The organism is Aeromonas caviae (assembly GCF_000819785.1).
Lineage (GTDB): Bacteria > Pseudomonadota > Gammaproteobacteria > Enterobacterales > Aeromonadaceae > Aeromonas > Aeromonas caviae.
Genome location: NZ_CDBK01000045.1, coordinates 1 through 19,814 on the forward strand (window position 1 = coordinate 1; position 19,814 = coordinate 19,814).

Sequence of the window (19,814 nt, forward strand, 5' to 3'; positions counted from 1 at the left end):
TCCAACCTGTCTGCTGCCAATGACAGCAACAAGCTGCGCATCACCGAAGCGGTCTGCAAAGGCGCGGTCGAGACCTCCGAGAAGCTGGACGCCCCGCTGATCGTGGTTGCCACCGAAGGCGGCAAATCTGCCAAGGCCATTCGCAAGTACTTCCCGAAAGCCTGGATCCTGGCCATCACCACCAACAAGAAGACCGCTGCCCAGCTGGTGCTGACCAAGGGTGTGGTTGCTCACGTGGTTGACTCCATCGCCTCCACCGACGACTTCTATCGCATCGGCAAAGAAGCCGCGCTGGAAATCGGCATGGGCGTGAAGGGTGATGTGGTTGTCATGGTCTCCGGTGCCCTGGTACCGAGCGGTACCACCAACACCGCCTCCGTTCATATGCTCTGAGCATCTTCTAATCACCAAGAGCCTCCGATGTGGTACATCGGGGGTTCTGTATATCGGGGGTAATATGGTCTCCCTAGCTGTGATCTCTCTGCAGGTTGTTCACTCGGGGCATTACCGGAGAATTGGAGGCGCCAACCAAACTAATCGTCGGAGATGTGCGAGTGAACCACCATAAAAATGTCCACTTAACCGTCCTTGGTCGACAGCTTCTTGTCGGGCGCGTCCTTGAACAGGGCCTGCGTGTTGAAGAGGCGGATCACGCTGCCGAGTCACTATCCGAGCAACTGACAAGTGGCTCACTCGATATCGTAAGGAGGGACCTGATGGCTTGCTCGGTCACTCTTCTTGCCCCCATGCCATCGATGACCAGCGCCAACAGGGATTATCGAACTGCGCAAGCATCAACAAACCTATCGACCCATCAGTCATGGGATGGTGGTGGTAGCCTGTGTGAAATGTAAACCATCATGCCGCATTAATCGTGCCATCGGGCGTTTCCCACAGGTCTCACCCATCTCTCGCAGTAAGCGTAAGAACTAGCTAGGCAGGATGTGGCGGAAGCGCCATTTGGTGTTTCTGGCATGGGGTCGACCCGGCAAGCGGCGAGATATTGTTCGGTGTATTGCTGGGCCGGGATGACCGAATGCGGTTGGTCTATGGGCTGTTGATTGGTGCTTTCTACAGAGATGAGCATTGAGGACTCGTTTGGTTTTGTTTGAATTCTGCTTCAATGCATTGAAATATAACTACAAATTGAACTTTTGCAGTTTATGGTCACGAACTTCTGCATGTTGTGTTTCACATATGAAACAGCTGAACTGGCCTTACCTTGTATTTTTGCGGCCAAAGCGGATGAAGTCCTGACGGTTAAGTTACTCAAACGAACACCGTTACTATCTGTAGAAATGGTCCTCAAATTTCATCATGTCCCAATTGTGTACCACGTTCAGCAGCGTAAGAAGCATAAACCTTTATAAATCAGTTCATTAAAAAACACATATTGCAAAACGTGGAAGTAGAACGTGGGCCCGCTGGCCGGGTGCGCTGATGTGCTCATGTTGCTCGAAAGGAGTATCCGATGACGGCGGCGACTGGCGCCTGGGTGGGGGTGCCATGCACCGTAATTGCCTGCATGGTAAACCATCGCGCTGGCAGAGCGAAGTCCGGGGCGTTCGCCTGGCGCTTTAATGGGCAGTGGGCGTTGTCCGTGAGCCTGGTCATCCCATCGGTCCGGCTCAGGGCTGGGGAAAGTGAGGAGTCAGGGTATTGAGGTCCAGCAGGGTGAAGTAGCCGCCCTCCTCGGGATACCAGCCGCCGGTGTCGATGTAGTGGACGTTGCCAAGGCGCATCGGCACCCTCACCGGGGTGTGGCCCACCACCAGGGCGGCGAGATCCGCGACCCCGCTCTCGTCCAGCCGTTCGATACGGCGCCTTGACCAGAGGCAGACGTTCTTGATGGCCCGAAGCCGTCCGCCGCTCACCCCGGCATCGAGTTGGTCCAGCAGCTCCTGCCAGGAGGAGAAGGGGCAATCGGCGTGAAGCAGCCCAACCGGGCCGGCCGGGGTGGCCACCTCGATGGCCAGGGGCAGGCTGCGGTAGTGGACGGCGAACGCCGCCTGCTCGGCAGGGGTCAGCTGCTGAAACCAGCCGCCGCCATTTCGGATCCAGTTCTCCCGATCGCAGCTCTCGTAACGGCAGACGTAGTCGTCGTGATTGCCGCAGACCGGGTGAAACCAGGGCCTGGCCAGCCAGTGGATCACCTCGCTGCACTCGGGCCCGCGATCCGCCAGATCCCCGACGCTGAAGAGACGGTCCCGGGCGGGATCAAAATTCAGGGTGTCGAGGGCCTGCTGCAACAGGGCGAAGTGGCCGTGGATGTCGCCGACGGCCAGATCGCGCCCCAGGGCGTTTTGGGGGAAGCGTCTTATCAGGGGGGAGGGTGTCATGGCGTCTCCTGCCTCTATCCCGGACGGGGATGTTTTGTCTGCCTGTACATAAGGTTACAGAAGAAAAGTGGCGAGCGGGCAGAGCCTGGTAAATCATAGGATTGCCCCCGTGAACGTGCGGCGTCACGCGCCGCCTGTGGGGGAGTCACTCCGGGAGGGCGCCTTGTCCGCCCGCTTTCGGAGCCTCTCTTTCTCCACGCTTTTTGACAGGAATCTTGAATGCGGCGTCAGCTGTTGATCTGGATAGGCCCCCTGTGCAGCCTGCTGCTGCTGGGGGCGGCCTTGACCGTCCTCTATCATTTGACCCACCTGTGGCACTGGCACGACATCCGCCAGGCCATCTGGTCTCAACCCTTGCCGCAGTTGGGGGGCGCCCTGCTGCTCACCCTGCTCAGCTATGGCTGCCTCTGCTGCTACGATCTGCTGGCCCTGAAGGTGCTGGACAAGCGACTGCCCTGGCAGCAGGTGGGGATGACCTCCTTCATCGCCTACACCTTCTCCAACACCCTGGGCTTTGCGCTGCTCACCGGCTCCTCGGTACGCTACCGGCTCTACTCCTCTCTGGGGCTTGGCACCGGGGAGGTGGCCAGGGTGATCCTCTTTTGCTCCATCACCTTCTTCCTCGGTCTGCTGGGCTGGGGGGGCAGTGCCCTGTTGCTGGGGCAGGGGGCGGCCCTGCTGATGGACTGGCCCCGCTGGGCGACCGGGTTGTTGCAACTGGCGGGGGGCCTGGCCCTGCTGACGGTGCTGGCATATCTGGTGTGGCCGGGGACAGCCCTGATCTGGCGCGGACACCCGCTGTTCCTGCCGCGTATCAGATACCGCCTGCTGCAACTGCTCATCGCCCTGCTTGACTGGATGGCCGCCGCCGCCGTGCTCTATGTGCTGCTGCCATCGGGCAGCGTGCCCTATCCGGTGCTGCTCAGTGCCTTCGTGCTCTCCAGCCTGCTCGGGGTGCTGGCCCATGTGCCGGGGGGCATCGGGGTCTTCGAGGCGAGCATGAGCCTGCTGCTCACCCACTATCTGCCGGTGGACAAGCTGCTCGCCTCCCTGCTTATCTACCGCTGCGTCTACTACTTCCTGCCCTTCCTCTGTGCCCTGCTGCTGTTCGCAGGTCAGGAGCTGCTGCAACAGCGGGCCCGCCTGCACCGGTTGCAGGGGGTGATGATGGCGACCCGGGAGTTTGTGCCCGCCCTGGTGAGCATGGGTACCTTCGCGGCGGGCACCCTGCTGCTCTGCTCCGGGATGATCCCCACCATGAAGGGGCGGATCGAAGCCTTCCTGCAGGTGTTGCCCCTGCACCTGCTGGAGCTCTCCCATGTGCTCGGCAGCGTCAGCGGCGTGTTGCTGCTGTTGCTGGCCCACAGCCTCTACCGCCGTCATGACGGGGCATTCAGGATCACCCAGTGGCTGCTGGGGCTTGGCATGCTGTTCTCCCTGTTCAAGGGGTTTGACTGGGAGTCGGCCCTGCTGCTCGGGGGCTTCTTGCTCATCATCACCCCCTGCCGCCCCCTCTTTTATCGCAAGGGTTCCCTGCTTCACGCCCGCTTCACCCCTTCCTGGCTGATGTCGGTGGGGGCCGTGCTGCTGGGGGCCTTGTGGTTGCTGCTCTTCTCCTACCGCCATGTGGAGTACGACCCCTCCCTCTGGCTGCACGTCTCGGCCCACGGGCCCGGGGCCGCCTCCCGTGCCCTGCGCGCCATGGGGAGCGTCATCGGCGTGCTGGCGGTGGTCGGGGTGGCCCATCTGCTGGCTCCCTTGCGCCTCGCCGCCTGCAAGCCGGATGCCGAGGCGCTCTCCCGTGCCCATGGGCTGGTGATGCGGGCAGGGGGAGGCCACGGCTACCTGGCCCAGCTCGGGGACAAGTCCCTGCTGTTCCACCCCAGCGGCGAGGCGTTCCTCATGTACGGGGCCGAGGGCAGCAGCTGGATAGTGATGGGGGATCCCGTCGGCCAGCCCTCCCTCGTGGAGGAGCTGCTCTGGCAGTTTCGCGAGCGCTGTGACGAGCACGACGTCAGCCCGGTCTTCTACCAGGTGTCGGCCCGATATCTGCCTGTCTATCTGGATCTCGGGCTCATCCCCTTCAAGCTCGGGGAGGAGGCCATCGTGGATCTGCCGAGCTTCGATCTCGCCGGCAGTCGCCTGCGCAACCTGCGCCAGAGTCACGCCAAAGGCAAGCGGGAAGGGCTGCGCTTCGAGGTGGTGGCCCCCGGTGAGATTGCCCCCCTGCTGCCCGAGTTGAAGGGGATCTCCGACAGCTGGCTGCACAGCAAGCAGGGCAGGGAGAAGGGCTTCTCAGTGGGCAGTTTCGATCCCGCCTACCTCACCCTCAACCCGATGGCGCTGGTGCGGCGGGAGGGGCAGATCGTCGGGTTTGCCAACCTCTGGACCAGCGACAACAAGGAGAGCCTCTCCATCGATCTGATGCGCTACAGCCTGGACACGGGGGCGGCGCCGGTCATGGATTTCCTGTTTGTCGAGCTCCTGCTGTGGGGCAAGCAGGAGGGTTATGCCAGCTTCAACCTGGGGATGGCCCCCATGTCGGGCTTCAACGACAACCCCCTGGGCGGTTACTGGGCCCGCCTTGGCAACACCCTGTTCACCCGGGGCAGCCGTTTCTACAACTTCCAGGGATTGCGGCGTTACAAGGAGAAGTTCGGCCCAAGGTGGGAGCCCCGCTACCTGCTCTGTACCGGCCATCTGGTGCTGCCCCGCACCTTGACCCATCTCGTCTCCCTCATCAGTCGCGGCCCCTTCGGGCTCATGAAAAAATAGGAGTTGGCCCATGAGAGCCATGTTGTTGCTGTTGATTTGCTGTTTCGTCTCTTCGTTCACCTTGCCGGCAGTGGCCGCCCAGCCGGGCCGGGTCGGCGCGGAGCTGGGGCTGGTGGAGTTGCCCGTGGCGCAAGCCTCGTCTTCCCCCATGGTGGTCTTCATGAGCGGGGATGGCGGCTGGGCGGCGCTGGACAAGGGGCTCAGCGCCCAGTTGCAGGCCCACGGCATGCCGGTGGTGGGTTGGAGCTCGCTCTCCTATTACTGGAAGAAGAAGACGCCGGAGCAGGCGACGGCGGATCTGGTGCGCATCCTCACCGAGTACCAGTCCCGCTGGGGGCGCCAGCGCTGGCTGCTGGTGGGCTTCTCCTTTGGTGCCGAGATAGTGCCCTTCGTCATCAATCGTCTGCCGCCAGCCTATCGCGACAGCCTGGCGGGCGCCGTGATGCTCTCCCCCTCGACGGCATCGGATTTCGAGATCCACGTCAGCGACATGGTGGTGCACGACAAGGGGGGCCGCTATCCCACCCTGCCGGAAGTGACACGGATCCAGACTCTGCCGCTGCTCTGCGTGCAGGGAGAGAAGGATGACTCCCCGGTCAAACTCTGTCCGCGCTTGCAGCAGCCGAACGTGACGACGGTGACCCTGCCGGGCTCCCACCACTTCGACGACAACTACCAGACCCTGTACCAGCAGATTGCCGGGCACCTGGGCCTGGCCCAATAACGGCGAGAGGCCGGTAAAACGACACAGGGCGGCCAATGGCCGCCCTGTTGCCATGGCCCCTTGCAACTGTCCAGGGGGCCGGCATGCCGGGATCAGAGCAGATCTTCGAGCTGGTACTTCTTGAGCAGGGTGTTGAAGGTGCCGTCGGCCTTGACGCTCTCGATGGCGGCATCGAAGCGGGCCTTGAGCTTGTCATCGTGCTTGCGAAGGGCCACCGCCACCCCTTCTCCCAGGATCTTGTCCTGGGTGCCGTTGAACTGGGGACCGACGAAGGCGAACTGCTTGCCCATCTCCTTGTCGAGGAAGCCCACCTTCAACTGCACCATGTTGCCGAAGGTGTAGTCGGCGCGGCCGGACTGCAGATCCAGCATGGGGGACTGGGCGTTGACGTAGCGCTTGATCTTGGCCACCTCACCGTAGCGGGCGGTGACGAAGTTGTCCTGGGGGGTGCCCTCCTGCACCGCGATCACCTTGCCCTTGAAGTGGGCCGGATCGTCTGCAAAGTCGGCGGCCTTGTCGCTGCGCCCCACGAAGCGGTTCTGCATCATGTAGTAGACCTGGCTGAAGTCCACTTTCTGGCGCCGCTCGTCCGTGATGTTCATGGAGGACATGATGGCGTCGTACTTGCGCACCTGCAGGCCCGGCAGCAGGGCATCCCAGGGCTGGTTGATCACTTCGCACTCGGTCTTCATGGCCGCGCACAGGGCATAGGCCAGATCGACCTCGAAGCCGCCGAGCTGGCCGTTGCTGTCGACCATCTCGAAGGGGGGATAGGTGGCATCGGTGGCGATCACCAGGGGTTTGGCGGCGGCCTGGCCGGCGGTGGCCAGGGCCATCAGCATCATCAGTGTGTTGAGTTTCATGGTCAGTCCCTTGAAGTGTGGTGTCATTCCTAGCGTGCTAAAGGGTGCCGGCCTCAAGGGCCGACGGCTATCTTGCGATGGGTGAGGGCCGGCAACTGGCTGCGCACCGTGCGCTGTGCCGCCAGATCCAGGGTGGCGATGGCCATGCCCTGACCCTCCTCTACCTGGGCCAGTATCCGGCCCCAGGGATCGATGATCATGCTGTGGCCGAAGGTGCGCCGCCCACCGGGGTGGTGTCCCCCCTGGGCACTGGCGAACACGAAGGCCAGGTTCTCCACTGCACGTGCCCGCAGCAGCAGCGCCCAGTGCGCGAGCCCGGTGGTGTGGGTGAAGGCCGCGGGCAGGGCGATGAAATCGGGGGCGGGCCCCAGGCGAAACAGCTCCGGGAAGCGCAGGTCGTAGCAGATCCCGAGGCGCAGCACGCCCCAGGGCAGGGGATGGCTCACCACCTCCCGGCCCGGGGTCATGGTCGCGGCCTCGTCATACTGCTCCTGCCCGGTGCAAAAGCCAAACAGGTGCAGCTTGTCGTAGCGGCTTGCGAGCTGCCCTTGCGGGTCGATGAGCAGGCTGCTGTTGTGCATCTTGCCGGGCTCGTGGCTGGCAAGCGGCAATGTGCCGGCCAGGATCCAGACGCCGAGCTCCCGGGCCAGCCCCTGTACCCAGGCAAGCAGGGGGTGATCGTCAACGGGGGCGGCCAGGGCCACTCGCGCCCGCTCATCGACCGGCATCAGGTAGAAATATTCGGGCAGCAGGGCCAGCTCGGCCCCCTCGGCCGCCGCCTGACGCAGCAGCACTTCGGCCTGGGCCAGGTTGTGGTCAAGGTCATCCCCGGAGACCATCTGGAGGACGGCAACGCGCAGTGAATCCATGGTGCCCCCTAGACGGCGCACAGGCGCTCGGCGCCCGCCAGCAGGGTGTCGTCATCCTTGGAGAAGGAGAGGCGGATGACTCTTTGATCCGTGCCGTCGTGATAGAAGGCGGAGACCGGAATGGTGGCGACCCCGTGATCGCGGATGAGCCGCTGCACGAAGAGGCTGTCCGGCTCGTCGCTTACCCGCTCGTAGCTCGCCAGCATGAAGAAGCTGCCCGCCGAGGGGAGCAGGGTCAGGCGCGAATCTGCCAGGGCCGTGGCGAGCAGGTCGCGCTTGCGCTGGTAGAAGGCTGCCAGCCCCTGATAGTGGGCCGGTTGCTGCAACAGGTGAGCGAAGCCGTACTGCATGGGGGTGTCGGCGGCGAACATGGCGAACTGGTGCACCTTGCGGATCTCCTCCATCAGGGGACGGGGGGCCACGCAGTAGCCCACCCGCCAGCCGGTGACGTGGAAGGTCTTGCCGAAGGAGAAGACGGCGACGGAGCGCTCCACCAGCTCCGGATAGCGGATGACGCTCTGGTGCAGGGCGCCGTCGAACACCACGTGCTCGTACACCTCGTCCGAGAGGATCAGGATGTCGGTGCCGCGCACCAGGCGGGCGAGGCGCTCCTGATCCCCAGCCTGCCAGACGGTGCCGGTGGGGTTGTGGGGGGTGTTGAGCACTATCATGCGGGTGCGGGGGGTGATGCGGGCGGCCACCTCGTCCCAGGGAATGGCGAAATCCGGCGCCTTGAGGGCGATCACCACAGGGGTGGCTCCCTGCAACTGGATCATGGGGCGGTAGCTGTCAAACGCCGGCTCGAACATGATCACCTCGTCGCCGGGGTGAACCAGGGCGGTGATGGCGCAGAACAGGGCTTCGCTGGCGCTGGCGGTGATGGTGATCTCCTCGCCCGCGTCATAGTGATGGCCGTAGCTGGCTGCAATCTTGGCTACCAGTTGTTCGCGCAGGGCAGGCAGCCCCGTCATGGGGGCGTACTGGTTTTCACCGGCCAGCATGGCCTCGTGGGTCACCCGGATGAGTTCGGGATCGCAGGGGAAGCTCGGCGCCCCCTGGGAGAGGTTGATGCTGGGATGGCGGGCGGCCAGATCCCCGATCACGGTGAAGATGGTGGTGCCCACCTGGGGCAGTTTGCTGGAAACCTGGGGGATGGGCATGGGGCCGTCACCTGCGTGTGTGAAAGAGGTCCCTTTTTAGCCCCCCCAAGGCTTGCCGGACAACGGATTATTCGGCATGGTACGCATGAGTTTTTCTCAAGCATGGAGGCTTGTCATGTTGTCCACCCAGCCGCGTACTCAGTTGCCTCTCTATGGCCTGCAGGTCTTCGAGTGTTCTGCCCGCCACCTGAGTTTTACCCTGGCTGCCGACGAGCTGTGCGTGAGCCAGGGGGCGGTGAGCAAGCAGATCGCCCAGCTGGAGGCGCGCCTGGGCCACCTGCTGTTCGTGCGCGGCACCCGTTGTCTCACCTTGACCCCCGCCGCCGAGCGGCTGCTGCCTTTCGTTCGTGAAGGGCTGGCCCGCATGGGGGAGGGGCTCAGCGCCTTGCAGACCCTGCCCCACGAACAGGCCATCAGTATCAAGGTGCCCTCCTGCGCCAGCCGCTGGCTGCTGCGGCGGTTGCAGGCGTTCGAGGGGGAGGCGGTGGAGGTGCGTGGCAGCCACAGCCATGGCATCGACTTCTCCCGGGAGCCCTTCGATCTCGCCATCGTCTACCAGCCCTGCCTGGGGCGCTATCCCCACAGCCAGCCCCTGTTTCGGGAACGGCTGACCCCGGTCTGCGCCCCGGCCTTTGCCGCCAAGCACCGCCTGTTCGAGCGCGACCTGAACGAGCTGCCCCTGCTGCCCCTCATCCATGCCAGCGCCGATAGGCGGGACTGGCGCAACTGGTTTGCCGCCTTCGTTGCCACCCCCTGGCAGCCCCAGGGTGGCCAGCTATTCGATACCCTGGACTTGGCGATGAATGCCGCCTTGCAGGGCTTCGGCCTCTCCCTCGGAGACCCCACCATAGTGGCCGAGGAGCTGGAGAGCGGCGCCCTGGTCGCCCCCTTTGCCCCCGTGCTGGAGACGGATCACGAATACGCCCTGATCGCCCGGCCCGACAGCCAGCGCCAGGGGGTACAGCGAGTCTGTCACTGGCTGCTGGAGGGGGAGGGTCATCCCTGAGGGGACGCGAAATGAAACAGCCCCGCGGGCGGGGCTGTTGTCATGGTGATGGCCGCTGGCCGATTAAGGGGTCACTGGCAGATCTTGTAGTAGACCTCGTTCCAGCGCAGTTGCTCCTTGAGCGCGGGGATGCGGGTGTGCTCGTCGATGACCACAAACTCGATGCCCATGATGTCGGCGAAGGTGCGCAGCTGCTCGATGTCCACTGCCTGGGTGAACACCGAGTGGTGGGCGGCGCCCGCCAGGATCCAGGCCTCGGCGCTGGTCTGCAGGTCCGGCAGGGGTTTCCACAGGGCGCTGGCCACCGGGAGTTTCGGCATGGCCTCTGGCAGGTCCACCACCTCCAGCTGATTGACCACCAGGCGGAAGCGGTTGCCGAGATCGATGAGGCTGGCGTTGACCGCCTTGCCCGCCGGGGCCGCGAACAGCAGGCGGGCCGGATCGGCCTTCTTGCCTATGCCTAAGTGCTGGGCGTCCAGCACGGGTTTGCCTGCGGCGATGGAGGGGCAGACCTCCAGCATGTGGGCTCCCAGCACCAGGTTGTTGCCCGCTTCCAGATGGTAGGTGTAGTCCTCCATGAAGGAGGCACCCCCCGCAAGGCCTGCGCCCATCACTTTCAGGGTGCGCAAGAGGGCCGCGGTCTTCCAGTCCCCTTCTGCCCCAAAACCGAAGCCTTGCTCCATCAGGCGCTGGCAGGCGAGGCCCGGTAGCTGGTGCAGACCATAGAGATCTTCAAAGGTGGTGGTAAAGGCGCCAAAACCACCGTCGGTGAGGAACTTCTTCATCCCCAGCTCCTGGCGCGCCGCCTCATACAGGGAGGCACGAAGCCCCCCGCCCGCCTGCACCGCCTCGGTCAGGGTGTAGGTCGCCTCATATTCGGCCAGCAGCGCCTCGATGTCGCTCTCGGGCACGGCATCGATCACCTTGACCAGATCGCCGACCGGGTGGTAGTTCACCTGATAGCCGAACTGGATCTGGGCCTCAATCTTGTCGCCCTCGGTGACCGCCACGTTGCGCATGTTGTCGCCAAAACGGGCGATCTTGAGGTGGCGGCTGTCGTGGATGGCGGCGGCGATGCGCATCCAGTTGCCAATCTTCTGTCTTGCCTCTTCATCCTGCCAGTGACCCACCACCACGGTGCGGGGCAGCCGCAGGCGGGCCCCCATGAAGCCGAACTCGCGTCCGCCGTGGGCGGTCTGGTTCAGGTTCATGAAGTCCATGTCGATCTCGCTCCAGGGGAGATCCCGGTTGAACTGGGTGTGGAACTGCAACAGGGGCTTTTGCAACTGGCTGAGGGTCGGGATCCACATCTTGGCGGGGGAGAAGGTGTGCATCCACACCATGAGCCCGGCGCAGCGCTCGTCGTGGTTGGCATCCCGGGCCACCGCGCTGATTTCATCCAGGGTGGTACCGGTGGGTTTGAGCACTATCTTGAGGGGCAGGTTCGCCCCCTCGTTGAGCTGGCTGGCGATGGTGTGGGCGTGATCGGCCACCTGCTTCAATGTGGTGGCGCCATACAGGTGCTGGCTGCCGACCAGGAACCACACTTCCAGCTGTTTCATCAATTCCATGAGTTTGTCCTCTTTTAGGCTTTTGTCTGGCCGTAATAGGCGTGTTTGCCATGCTTGCGCTGGTAGTGCTTCTCCAGCAGGTAATCGGGCAGGGGGCGGGCCCCCGGGTTGATCTGGCCGGTGAGCCAGGCCATGCGGGCCACCTCTTCCAGCACCACGGCGTTGTGCACTGCGTCCTCGGCGCTCTTGCCCCAGCTGAAGGGGCCGTGGTTGGCCACCAGCACCCCCGGCATGGTGAGGATGGGGGTCTGCTTGAGGGTTTCGACGATGAGATGACCGGTCAGCCCCTCGTAGTCCTCCTCCACTTCGCCCGGGGTGAGCAGGCGGGAGCAGGGGATCTCGCCGTGAAAGTAGTCGGCCTGGGTGGTGCCGAAAATGGGGATGGGGCGCCCCGCCTGGGCCCAGGCGGTGGCGTGGGTGGAGTGGGTGTGCACCACGCCGCCAAGCTCCGGATAGGCGCGATAGAGCACCAGGTGGGTGGCGGTGTCGGAGGAGGGGCGAAGGTCCCCCTCCACCTGCTTGCCCGCCAGATCCAGCACCACCATGTCCTCGGCCCGCATCCGCTCGTAGCTGACGCCGCTTGGCTTTATCACCACCAGATTGCGCTCTCGGTCGATGCCGCTCACGTTGCCCCAGGTGAAGGTCACCAGGCCATGGCGCGGCAGATCCAGATTGGCGGCGAGCACCTGCTCCTTGAGGGTATTGAGGTTCATGCCGGCACCCCCCGGTTGTAGAGGGGTTCGGCGGCGGCGCCCCAGGCGAGGTAGCGCTGGTAGAGGCGTTCATACTCGGCGACCCGCTCGGGGTGTGGCTGGTGGGTGCGCTCCACGGCGCTCGCCATGTGGCGCTGGGCCTTGGCCACATCGGGATGGATCCCGGCCGCCACGGCGGCAAAGATGGCCGCTCCCAGGGCGCAGCACTGATCCGAGGCCACCACCTGGATGGGCCTGTTCATCACGTCGGCGCAGGTCTGCATCACGGTGGTGGACTTGCGGGCGATGCCGCCAAGGGCGATCACCTGCTCTACCGGCACCTGCTGACTGGTCATGCACTCCATGATGCTGCGGGCACCGAAGGCGGTGGAGGCCACCAGGGCGCCGAAGAGATCGGGGGCATCGGTGCCGAGGTTGATCCCCGTGAGGGTACCCTGCAGGCGCTGGTTGGCATAGGGGGTGCGCCGGCCGTTGAACCAGTCGAGCACCACCGGCAGGTGCGCCAGGTCGCGTTGCTGATCCCAGGCGGCGGCGAGGCTGGGTAACAGGGCCTGCTTGTGGCGCTCGATGGCGGTGCGAAGCTCCGGATACTGGGCGGCGAGGCTGTCAAGGGGCCAGCCGAGCTGGCGCTGATACCAGGCATAGATGTCACCGAACGCGGACTGTCCCGCCTCCAGCCCCACCATGCCCGGCACCACGCTGCCATCCACCTGGCCGCAGATCCCGGCAATGGCCCGATCACCAATGGTGGCCTCGTCGGCGATCAGGATGTCGCAGGTGGAGGTGCCGATCACCTTCACCAGCGCATTGGTGCCGGCCCCGGCTCCCACCGCCCCCATGTGGCAGTCAAAGGCGCCGCCGGCGATCACCACCTCGCAGGAGAGGTGCAGCCGCTCCGCCCACTCCGGGGTCAGGGTGCCGACCGGGAGATCGGCGGTCCAGCTGTCGGTAAAGAGGGGGAAATCGAGATCCTCCGTCAGCAGGGGATCCAGGGCATTGAGGAAGTCGGCGGGGGGCAGGCCGCCCCAGCTCGGGTGCCAGAGGGACTTGTGGCCGGCGGCACAGCGCCCGCGCTTGAGGGTGGCCGGGGCCTGGGTGCCGCTCAGGATGGCGGGTACCCAGTCACACAGCTCGACCCAGTTGCAGGCGGCGGCGCGCACGGCGGCATCGGCGCGGGAGACGTGCAGGATCTTGGCCCAGAACCACTCGGAGGAGTAGATGCCGCCGATGTAGCGGCTGTAGTCGGGGAACTGGCCGCCGTGGCACAGGGCGGTGATGGCCTCCGCCTCCTCGATGGCGGTGTGATCCTTCCACAGCACGAACATGGCGTTGGGGTTGTCGGCAAACTCCGGACGCAGGGCCAGCACGCGCCCCTCTCTGTCGATGGGGGCGGGGGTGGAGCCGGTGCTGTCCACCCCGATGCCGCGCACGGCGGTGCGCTGACTCGGCGTGAGCTGGCTCACCACCGCCACCACTGCCTGCTCCATGGATTCCAGATAGTCGAGGGGGTGGTGGCGGAACTGGTTGTTGACCGGTTGGCAGTAGTGGCCTGCCTGCCAGCGCGGGTAATAGACGACATGGGTCGCCAGCTCGGCGCCGTCCTGGCAGCGCACGGCGAGTGCCCTGACCGAGTCGCTGCCGAAATCGAGTCCGATGACGATGTGCTCAGACATAAGTGCTCCTGACCATCAATGAGGGGTGACTGGGGGGAACCATAGGAGATGGGCAGGAGGGGCGGTTAGCCATTGGCTGCTGGAAATATGGATTTTAACGCTGTCAGTGCGACAGGGTGACGGCTCTCTAAAATTCAATATGTGACGAAATTGCTAATTATATAGACGAAATGGCTGCAATCTCATGGCGTGATCCTGCTCTCCATTTTTAATTGTGAAAACGATTACAACTTGGTTCGCTCAACCAGCAACAACAATAACGTCCTGTTTAAGCATGTTTTTATATGGCTGCGACTTGATTGACTCAACGAGCAGCACTGCGTGGATACATGGATTGATAGAACCGTTGGAGACATTCGCATGAACAAAATCGTTAAAGGCATGATCGCGATGGGGTTCGCCCTTGGTATGGCAAATTCTGCTTTCTCGGCCGAAGCGCTGAAGCTGGGCTACCTGGTCAAGCAGCCCGAGGAGCCCTGGTTCCAGACCGAGTGGAACTTCGCCGACAAGGCGGGCAAGGATCTGGGCTTCGAGGTGATCAAGATAGCCGTCCCCGACGGGGAGAAGACCCTCAATGCCATCGACAGTCTGGCGGCGAATGGCGCCAAGGGTTTCGTCATCTGCACCCCTGACCCAAAGCTCGGGGCCGCCATCATGGCGAAGGCCAACAGCATGGATCTGAAGGTCATCACGGTGGATGACCAGTTCGTCAACGCCAAGGGCCAGCCCATGGAGCAGGTGCCGCTGGTGATGATGGCCGCCACCAAGATTGGCGAGCGTCAGGGGCAGGAGCTCTACAAGGAGATGCAAAAGCGCCAGTGGGACGTAAAGGCGACCGGGGTGCTCGCCATCACCGCTGACGAGCTCGACACCGCCCGTCGCCGGGTCGAGGGCTCCCTGGGCGCGCTCAAGGCCGCCGGTTTCCCCGAGGGCCAGATCTTCCGCGCACCCACCAAGAGCAACGACATTCCGGGGGCGCTGGATGCCGCCAACTCCATGCTGGTGCAACACCCCGAGGTGAAGAACTGGCTCATCGTCGGCATGAATGACAACACCGTGCTCGGCGGCGTGCGCGCCACCGAAGGGCAGGGCTTCAAGGCGGAGAACGTCATCGGCATCGGTATCAACGGGGTGGATGCGGTGAACGAGCTCTCCAAGTCCAGCGCCACCGGCTTCCTCGGCTCCCTGCTGCCAAGCCCGGACGTACACGGCTACAAGAGCATCCAGATGCTCCATGACTGGGTCGTCAACGGCGCCGAGCCTGCCAAGTTCACCGAGGTGACCGACGTGGTGCTCATCACCCGCGACAACTTCAAGGCCGAGCTGCAAAAGAAAGGGCTGTGATCCCCATCCCTTGATACCCATGCCGGCATGGCGGAGTGCGCCGTGCCGGCTGGCTGGAGTCATCTCATGAATCAAGTTCCATATCTGGAGTTTTGCGGCATCAGCAAGGAGTTTCCCGGCGTCAAGGCGCTGCAGAACGTCTCCTTCGCCTGCCAGCAGGGCACGGTACACGCGCTGATGGGAGAGAACGGGGCCGGCAAGTCCACCCTGCTCAAGATCCTGAGCGGTTTTCAGGCGCCCACCCGCGGGGTGGTGAAGCTGGCGGGTCAGGAGAAAGTGTTCCAAAACACGGTCGATGCCCTTGAGAGCGGGATTGCCATCATCTATCAGGAGCTGCACCTGGTCCCTGAAATGAGCGTGGCGGAGAACATCTACCTGGGGCAGTTGCCGACCCGGCGCGGCGTCATCGATCGGGAGAAGCTCTATCAGGATGCGGCCAGGCAGCTGGCACGCCTCGGGATGGATGTCTCCCCCGAGACGCCGCTCAAGTACCTGTCCCTGGGTCAGTGGCAGATGGTGGAGATCGCCAAGGCCCTGACCCGGGATGCCAGCGTCATCGCCTTCGACGAGCCGACCAGCAGCCTGTCGTCCCGCGAGATTGAGCAGCTGTTTCGGGTCATCCGCCAGTTGCGGGACGAGGGCAAGGTCATTCTCTACGTCTCCCACCGCATGGACGAGATCTTCGCCCTGTGCGATGCCATCACGGTGTTCAAGGATGGCCAGTTCGTGCGCACCTTCGCTTCCATGGCCGAGGTGGACCGGGATCTGCTGGTCAAGACCATGGTGGGGCGCGAGCTGACCGACATCTATGGCTACAGCCCAAGGCCGCTTGGTGAGACGGGCCTCAAGGTGGAGCACCTGATGGGGCCCGGCCTCAAGGCGCCGGTGTCGCTCGAGGTGAAACGCGGGGAGATCCTCGGCATCTTCGGGCTGGTGGGGGCCGGGCGCAGCGAGCTGATGAAGCTTATCTTCGGCGCCGAGACACCTCGAGGGGGCGAGATATCGGTGTTTGGCAAACAGGTGGTCATTCAGAGCCCCATCGACGCCATTCGCAGCGGCATCATGCTCTGCACCGAAGACAGGAAGGCCCTTGGCATCATCCCCATCCATTCGGTGCAGGAGAACATCAACATCAGCGCCCGCCGCCACCACGCGTGGGGAGGCTTCTGGATCAACCAAAAGTGGGAAGACGAGAACGCGAGGCTGCGGATCCGCGACATGCGGGTCAAGACCCCGTCTCCCCAGCAGGCCATCATGAACCTCTCCGGCGGCAACCAGCAGAAGGCCATTCTGGGGCGCTGGCTGTCGGAAGACATGAAAGTGATTCTGCTTGATGAACCGACCCGGGGCATCGACGTCGGGGCGAAGAACGAGATTTACAACGTGATTTACGATCTGGCCAAGGTGGGCATTGCCGTGGTGGTGGTCTCGAGCGAGCTGCCGGAGGTGCTGGGCATCGCGGATCGGATCCTGGTCATGCGGGAGGGGGAGATCGCCGGCGAGCTTTCCCACGACGAGGCCAACGAGGTCAAGGCGCTCAATCTGGCCATGCCGGCCCGTTGATCTGCTGACCGCAACGAGATAGCACCCGGAATTTTCAGGAGAAATACCATGACAACAACGACCTCGGTCGGCCAAGCCGCCAACGACACCGCGGCGAGCGGTACCCGCCTGCAACTGACCCGCATCTGGGATCAGTACGGCATGCTGGTGATCTTCGCCATCCTGTTCCTGCTCGCCTGCGTACTGGTCCCCAACTTCGCCAGCCTGATCAACATGCGGGGGCTCGGGCTTGCCGTCTCCATGTCGGGCATGGTGGCCTGCGGCATGCTGTTCTGCCTCGCCTCCGGCGAGTTCGACATGTCGGTGGGCTCCGTGGTGGCCTGCTCCGGCGTCGCCTGCGCGGTGGGCATCAACGCCACCGAGAGCATCCCCCTCGGCATTCTGGCCGGTCTCTCGGTGGGCCTTGTCTTTGGCCTCATCAACGGCATCGTCGTGGCCAAATTCAAGATCAACGCCCTCATCACCACCCTTGCCACCATGCAGATGGCGCGCGGGGTGGGCTACATCATCTCCGACGGCAAGGCGGTGGGCATCGTGGAGGAGGGCTTCTTCGAGCTTGGCAACTCCGCCCTGCTCGGCATCCCGACGCCCATCTGGCTGACGGCGGTCTGCTTCGTGTTGTTCGGTCTGCTGCTCAACAAGACCACCTTCGGGCGCAATACCCTGGCCATGGGGGGCAACGAGGAGGCCGCACGTCTGGCCGGGGTCAACGTGGTGCGCACCAAGATCATCATCTTCACCATGACCGGGCTCATCGCCTCGCTCGCCGGCATCATCCTCGCATCCCGCATGACCTCGGGTCAGCCCATGACCTCCATCGGCTTCGAGCTGGTGGTGATCTCCGCCTGCGTGCTGGGTGGGGTCTCCATGAAGGGGGGGATCGGCAAGATCTCCTACATCATCGCCGGGGTGCTGATCCTGGGGCTGATGGAGAACGCCATGAACCTGCTCAACATATCCCCGTTTGCCCAGTACGTGGTGCGTGGCCTCATCCTGCTCGCCGCCGTGCTGTTCGACCGCTACAAGCAGGTGCGCAAAGCCCGTATCTGAGCGATGTTTTTCCTCGTCACCGGGCCGGCCTCGCGCCGGCCCGGTGTTTTCCCCGGCAAGCTGTGAGCCAGTTCAACAATTTCACAACGAACAGCTTGCGAACTTAGGGGGTTCCTACGCCGGATCTCTACAATGGCCCATGTCGACTTTTTTACCGAAACCCTGTTTTCCGCCATGTCCTCGATGCAAAAAGAGAAGCCGAAACAACTCAATCCCCTGCTGCCTGGCTACGCCTTCGACGTCTTCCTGGTCTCGGGGATGACTCCCATCGAGCAGGGGAGTGCGCTGGATTTCACCATCGACAGGCCCCACGGCATGAAGGGGTTCATCGTCAATCTGACCATCAAGGGCAAGGGGCAGATCTTTCAGGGGGACAAGGCCTTCACCGTGGAACCCGGCGACCTGCTGCTCTTTCCACCCGCGGCGGTGCACCATTACGGCCGGGCGCCGGATGCCCGGGAGTGGTATCACCGCTGGGTCTATTTCCGTCCGCGGGCCTATTGGGCTGACTGGCTCAAGTGGCCCCAGGTGACGGAGCAGGTGGGGCGACTGCAACTGGCGGACAACCAGCTGCTCACCGAATTCGACGCCCTCTTCCTCGACATCGAGGAGACCCACAAGCAGCTGCGGCCCATGTCGGAGCAGCTCGCCATGAACCTCTTGGAGCGGTTGCTCATCCGCTGCTACGAGGCATCGTCCCAGAATGCCTATCCCGCCATCGATCACCGGGTCCACGAGGCGTGCCAGATCCTGAGCGAGTCCCTCTCGGCCGAGATCTCGGTGGAAGCGCTGGCGGAGCAGGTATTCTTGTCTCCCTCGCGCCTCGCGCACCTGTTTCGCGAGCAGGTGGGGGTGAGCATAGTGCGCTGGCGCGAGGATCAGCGCATCATGCGGGCCAAGCTGCTGCTGCAGACCACGCCGCTGTCGGTCGCCACCATAGGCCAGCAGGTGGGCTATGACGATCAGCTCTACTTCTCGCGGGTGTTCCGAAAGCGGGTAGGGGTCAGCCCCACCGAGTACCGCAAGTGCGCCACCCCGCTGTGAGCAGAGCCCAGAGATGACAAAGCCCTCATGACGAGGGCTTTTGTTATCCATGAGGGGGCGGATGCGCAATCAGCCCTGACGAGCCTTGAACCTGGGATTGCTCTTGCAGATGACGAACAGCTTGCCGCGTCGACGCACGATCTGGCAGTCCGGGTGACGCGACTTGGCGGATTTCAGGGAGGCGAGGACTTTCATTGTTTCTCTTTTCCTTTGCTGAAGAACTGACCGAATCGCTGGCCGAAGCGAGCGACCTGACCTTCCTTGCCGACCTGCTTCTGTTTGCCGGTATAGAAGGGGTGGGACGCGCTGGAGACATCCAGCGTCACATAGGGGTAGGTGTTGCCATCTTCCCACTCTCTGGTGCGATCGGTGGCCAGCGTGGAGCCGATCAGAAAGTAGGTATTGCTGGCGAGATCGTGGAACAGAACCTTGCGGTATTCAGGGTGAATATGGGGGCGCATGATTGCCTCTGTTGTTATGTTATAACACACCATCAATAATGCGATGGATGAGAATCAATATCAACTGTTTTTTCCATGATGACAGCGATGGGTGGAAAATCGGGGCCGTTCGGCTGCACATCATCAGCGAGAAGGCATGGACGGTGAGGGCCTATGTGCAGCCACCATCTTTACTTTTTAAAGTTACTGTATAAAAATACAGTTAATTATCATGGAGACGAACCCTATGCGCCTGGAAATCATCATCGACAGAAAACACCAGATCCCCACCTCGACCATGGAGGCCTTGCGCCAGGAGCTGCTCAAGCAACTGGGTGAGCGCTTTCCCGATCTGCATGTGCGGGTGGCACCGGGTAGTGCCATGGCTCTGACGGTCAGTCGCGCCAGCAAGGAAGACAAGGAGCTGGCCGAAGCCATGGTGCAGGAGGTGTGGGAAAACGCCGATAGCTGGATGCCGGAAGAAGAGGCTGTGGAGGCCTGAAGATAAGCTCTCAGCAGCAAGCATCGTCGTGATCTGCCAGGCCGCGAGGAGGAACCTCCAGCCGGATGATGATCCCTGTACAGGCTTTGCCGAACCGCTCTTCAAAACACGCAGCCTCGGGCTGCGTGTTGCGTTGATGGGGTAAGCGCATGACCATGAAGGCGAAAGGCGAAAGGCG

The 19,814-nt window shown here is 63.2% G+C and carries 18 protein-coding genes and 1 pseudogene; 10 read left to right on the plus strand and 9 right to left on the minus strand.

The features are described from left to right. Positions 1-393, plus strand: a 393-nt coding sequence (locus tag BN1120_RS07685) for a pyruvate kinase alpha/beta domain-containing protein (RefSeq protein WP_042015459.1), incomplete at its 5' end; no start/stop codon positions are given. Between the two features lie 161 nt (positions 394-554). Beyond that, a pseudogene (locus BN1120_RS20675) lies at positions 555-828 on the plus strand (leucine zipper domain-containing protein); the annotation flags it as partial. Positions 829-1,628: 800 nt separating this feature from the next. Here the strand turns inward: BN1120_RS20675 and BN1120_RS07690 are convergent. Beyond that, positions 1,629-2,339, minus strand: a complete 711-nt coding sequence (locus BN1120_RS07690; protein ID WP_042015461.1) for a metallophosphoesterase — start codon at positions 2,337-2,339, stop codon at positions 1,629-1,631. A 219-nt stretch (positions 2,340-2,558) separates the two neighbouring features. Between BN1120_RS07690 and mprF the strand changes: the two genes are divergently transcribed. Together mprF and BN1120_RS07700 are read left to right on the plus strand one after the other, a co-directional pair. Beyond that, complete coding sequence (gene mprF / locus BN1120_RS07695; protein WP_042015462.1) at positions 2,559-5,114, plus strand: bifunctional lysylphosphatidylglycerol flippase/synthetase MprF; 2,556 nt, start codon at positions 2,559-2,561, stop codon at positions 5,112-5,114. Positions 5,115-5,124: 10 nt separating this feature from the next. Beyond that, positions 5,125-5,838: an AcvB/VirJ family lysyl-phosphatidylglycerol hydrolase gene (locus tag BN1120_RS07700; RefSeq protein ID WP_042015463.1), complete on the plus strand. Its 714-nt coding sequence runs from the start codon at positions 5,125-5,127 to the stop codon at positions 5,836-5,838. 92 nt (positions 5,839-5,930) lie between these two features. Here BN1120_RS07700 and BN1120_RS07705 read toward each other — a convergent pair whose 3' ends face one another. From BN1120_RS07705 to BN1120_RS07715, 3 genes are read right to left on the minus strand one after another with little or no spacing between them, the layout of a single operon-like run. Further along, entirely contained in the window at positions 5,931-6,701 is a 771-nt protein-coding gene (locus BN1120_RS07705) for an ABC transporter substrate-binding protein (protein WP_041211345.1), read from the minus strand. A 53-nt stretch (positions 6,702-6,754) separates the two neighbouring features. Next, a complete protein-coding gene (locus BN1120_RS07710) occupies positions 6,755-7,570 on the minus strand; it encodes a carbon-nitrogen hydrolase family protein (RefSeq protein WP_042015513.1) in 816 nt (271 codons plus the stop codon). An 8-nt stretch (positions 7,571-7,578) separates the two neighbouring features. Then, entirely contained in the window at positions 7,579-8,730 is a 1,152-nt protein-coding gene (locus tag BN1120_RS07715; protein ID WP_042015467.1) for a methionine aminotransferase, read from the minus strand. A gap of 115 nt (positions 8,731-8,845) precedes the next feature. On the opposite strand from BN1120_RS07715, the gene BN1120_RS07720 reads away from it, so the two are divergent. Beyond that, on the plus strand, positions 8,846-9,736 hold the full coding sequence (locus tag BN1120_RS07720) for a LysR family transcriptional regulator (protein WP_042015470.1): 891 nt from the start codon (positions 8,846-8,848) through the stop codon (positions 9,734-9,736). A 71-nt stretch (positions 9,737-9,807) separates the two neighbouring features. On the opposite strand, the gene araA is transcribed toward BN1120_RS07720, so the two are convergent. The 3 genes from araA to BN1120_RS07735 are packed head-to-tail and all read right to left on the minus strand — an operon-like array spanning position 9,808 to position 13,693. Then, positions 9,808-11,307 (minus strand): L-arabinose isomerase, encoded by a 1,500-nt coding sequence (araA, locus tag BN1120_RS07725; protein WP_042015472.1) that lies wholly within the window; start codon positions 11,305-11,307, stop codon positions 9,808-9,810. 14 nt (positions 11,308-11,321) lie between these two features. Then, on the minus strand, positions 11,322-12,020 hold the full coding sequence (locus BN1120_RS07730) for an L-ribulose-5-phosphate 4-epimerase (protein WP_042015473.1): 699 nt from the start codon (positions 12,018-12,020) through the stop codon (positions 11,322-11,324). Next, positions 12,017-13,693, minus strand: a complete 1,677-nt coding sequence (locus BN1120_RS07735) for a ribulokinase (protein ID WP_042015477.1) — start codon at positions 13,691-13,693, stop codon at positions 12,017-12,019. The genes BN1120_RS07730 and BN1120_RS07735 overlap by 4 nt, the downstream gene beginning before the upstream one ends. Before the next feature lie 360 nt (positions 13,694-14,053). Between BN1120_RS07735 and BN1120_RS07740 the strand changes: the two genes are divergently transcribed. The 4 genes from BN1120_RS07740 (at position 14,054) to araC (ending at position 18,694) form a co-directional block, all read left to right on the plus strand. Then, the gene (locus BN1120_RS07740; protein WP_039040094.1) at positions 14,054-15,037 is read left to right on the plus strand and encodes an arabinose ABC transporter substrate-binding protein; all 984 of its coding nucleotides are present in this window, start codon (positions 14,054-14,056) and stop codon (positions 15,035-15,037) included. A 66-nt stretch (positions 15,038-15,103) separates the two neighbouring features. Next, a complete protein-coding gene (gene araG, locus BN1120_RS07745; protein WP_042015480.1) occupies positions 15,104-16,600 on the plus strand; it encodes an L-arabinose ABC transporter ATP-binding protein AraG in 1,497 nt (498 codons plus the stop codon). A 48-nt stretch (positions 16,601-16,648) separates the two neighbouring features. Then, positions 16,649-17,650: an L-arabinose ABC transporter permease AraH gene (gene araH, locus BN1120_RS07750; protein ID WP_010674477.1), complete on the plus strand. Its 1,002-nt coding sequence runs from the start codon at positions 16,649-16,651 to the stop codon at positions 17,648-17,650. Positions 17,651-17,782: 132 nt separating this feature from the next. Continuing rightward, positions 17,783-18,694: an arabinose operon transcriptional regulator AraC gene (gene araC / locus BN1120_RS07755; protein ID WP_039040092.1), complete on the plus strand. Its 912-nt coding sequence runs from the start codon at positions 17,783-17,785 to the stop codon at positions 18,692-18,694. 69 nt (positions 18,695-18,763) lie between these two features. Here araC and ykgO read toward each other — a convergent pair whose 3' ends face one another. Together ykgO and BN1120_RS07765 are read right to left on the minus strand one after the other, a co-directional pair. Further along, positions 18,764-18,889, minus strand: coding sequence for a type B 50S ribosomal protein L36 (gene ykgO, locus BN1120_RS07760; RefSeq protein WP_010674479.1), 126 nt, complete (start codon positions 18,887-18,889; stop codon positions 18,764-18,766). Then, entirely contained in the window at positions 18,886-19,155 is a 270-nt protein-coding gene (locus tag BN1120_RS07765; protein WP_039040091.1) for a type B 50S ribosomal protein L31, read from the minus strand. Before BN1120_RS07765 ends, ykgO begins: the two co-directional genes overlap by 4 nt. A 226-nt stretch (positions 19,156-19,381) precedes the next feature. Between BN1120_RS07765 and BN1120_RS07770 the strand changes: the two genes are divergently transcribed. Beyond that, positions 19,382-19,636: a DinI family protein gene (locus BN1120_RS07770; RefSeq protein ID WP_042015484.1), complete on the plus strand. Its 255-nt coding sequence runs from the start codon at positions 19,382-19,384 to the stop codon at positions 19,634-19,636. The last annotated feature ends 178 nt before the right edge of the window (positions 19,637-19,814 follow it).

Coding starts and splice junctions, on each gene's coding strand:
- BN1120_RS07690 (WP_042015461.1), bottom strand. CDS start 2,339: ATGACACCCTCCCCCCTGATAAGACGCTTCCCCCAAAACGCCCTGGGG.
- mprF (WP_042015462.1), top strand. CDS start 2,559: ATGCGGCGTCAGCTGTTGATCTGGATAGGCCCCCTGTGCAGCCTGCTG.
- BN1120_RS07700 (WP_042015463.1), top strand. CDS start 5,125: ATGAGAGCCATGTTGTTGCTGTTGATTTGCTGTTTCGTCTCTTCGTTC.
- BN1120_RS07705 (WP_041211345.1), bottom strand. CDS start 6,701: ATGAAACTCAACACACTGATGATGCTGATGGCCCTGGCCACCGCCGGC.
- BN1120_RS07710 (WP_042015513.1), bottom strand. CDS start 7,570: ATGGATTCACTGCGCGTTGCCGTCCTCCAGATGGTCTCCGGGGATGAC.
- BN1120_RS07715 (WP_042015467.1), bottom strand. CDS start 8,730: ATGCCCATCCCCCAGGTTTCCAGCAAACTGCCCCAGGTGGGCACCACC.
- BN1120_RS07720 (WP_042015470.1), top strand. CDS start 8,846: ATGTTGTCCACCCAGCCGCGTACTCAGTTGCCTCTCTATGGCCTGCAG.
- araA (WP_042015472.1), bottom strand. CDS start 11,307: ATGGAATTGATGAAACAGCTGGAAGTGTGGTTCCTGGTCGGCAGCCAG.
- BN1120_RS07730 (WP_042015473.1), bottom strand. CDS start 12,020: ATGAACCTCAATACCCTCAAGGAGCAGGTGCTCGCCGCCAATCTGGAT.
- BN1120_RS07735 (WP_042015477.1), bottom strand. CDS start 13,693: ATGTCTGAGCACATCGTCATCGGACTCGATTTCGGCAGCGACTCGGTC.
- BN1120_RS07740 (WP_039040094.1), top strand. CDS start 14,054: ATGAACAAAATCGTTAAAGGCATGATCGCGATGGGGTTCGCCCTTGGT.
- araG (WP_042015480.1), top strand. CDS start 15,104: ATGAATCAAGTTCCATATCTGGAGTTTTGCGGCATCAGCAAGGAGTTT.
- araH (WP_010674477.1), top strand. CDS start 16,649: ATGACAACAACGACCTCGGTCGGCCAAGCCGCCAACGACACCGCGGCG.
- araC (WP_039040092.1), top strand. CDS start 17,783: ATGGCCCATGTCGACTTTTTTACCGAAACCCTGTTTTCCGCCATGTCC.
- ykgO (WP_010674479.1), bottom strand. CDS start 18,889: ATGAAAGTCCTCGCCTCCCTGAAATCCGCCAAGTCGCGTCACCCGGAC.
- BN1120_RS07765 (WP_039040091.1), bottom strand. CDS start 19,155: ATGCGCCCCCATATTCACCCTGAATACCGCAAGGTTCTGTTCCACGAT.
- BN1120_RS07770 (WP_042015484.1), top strand. CDS start 19,382: ATGCGCCTGGAAATCATCATCGACAGAAAACACCAGATCCCCACCTCG.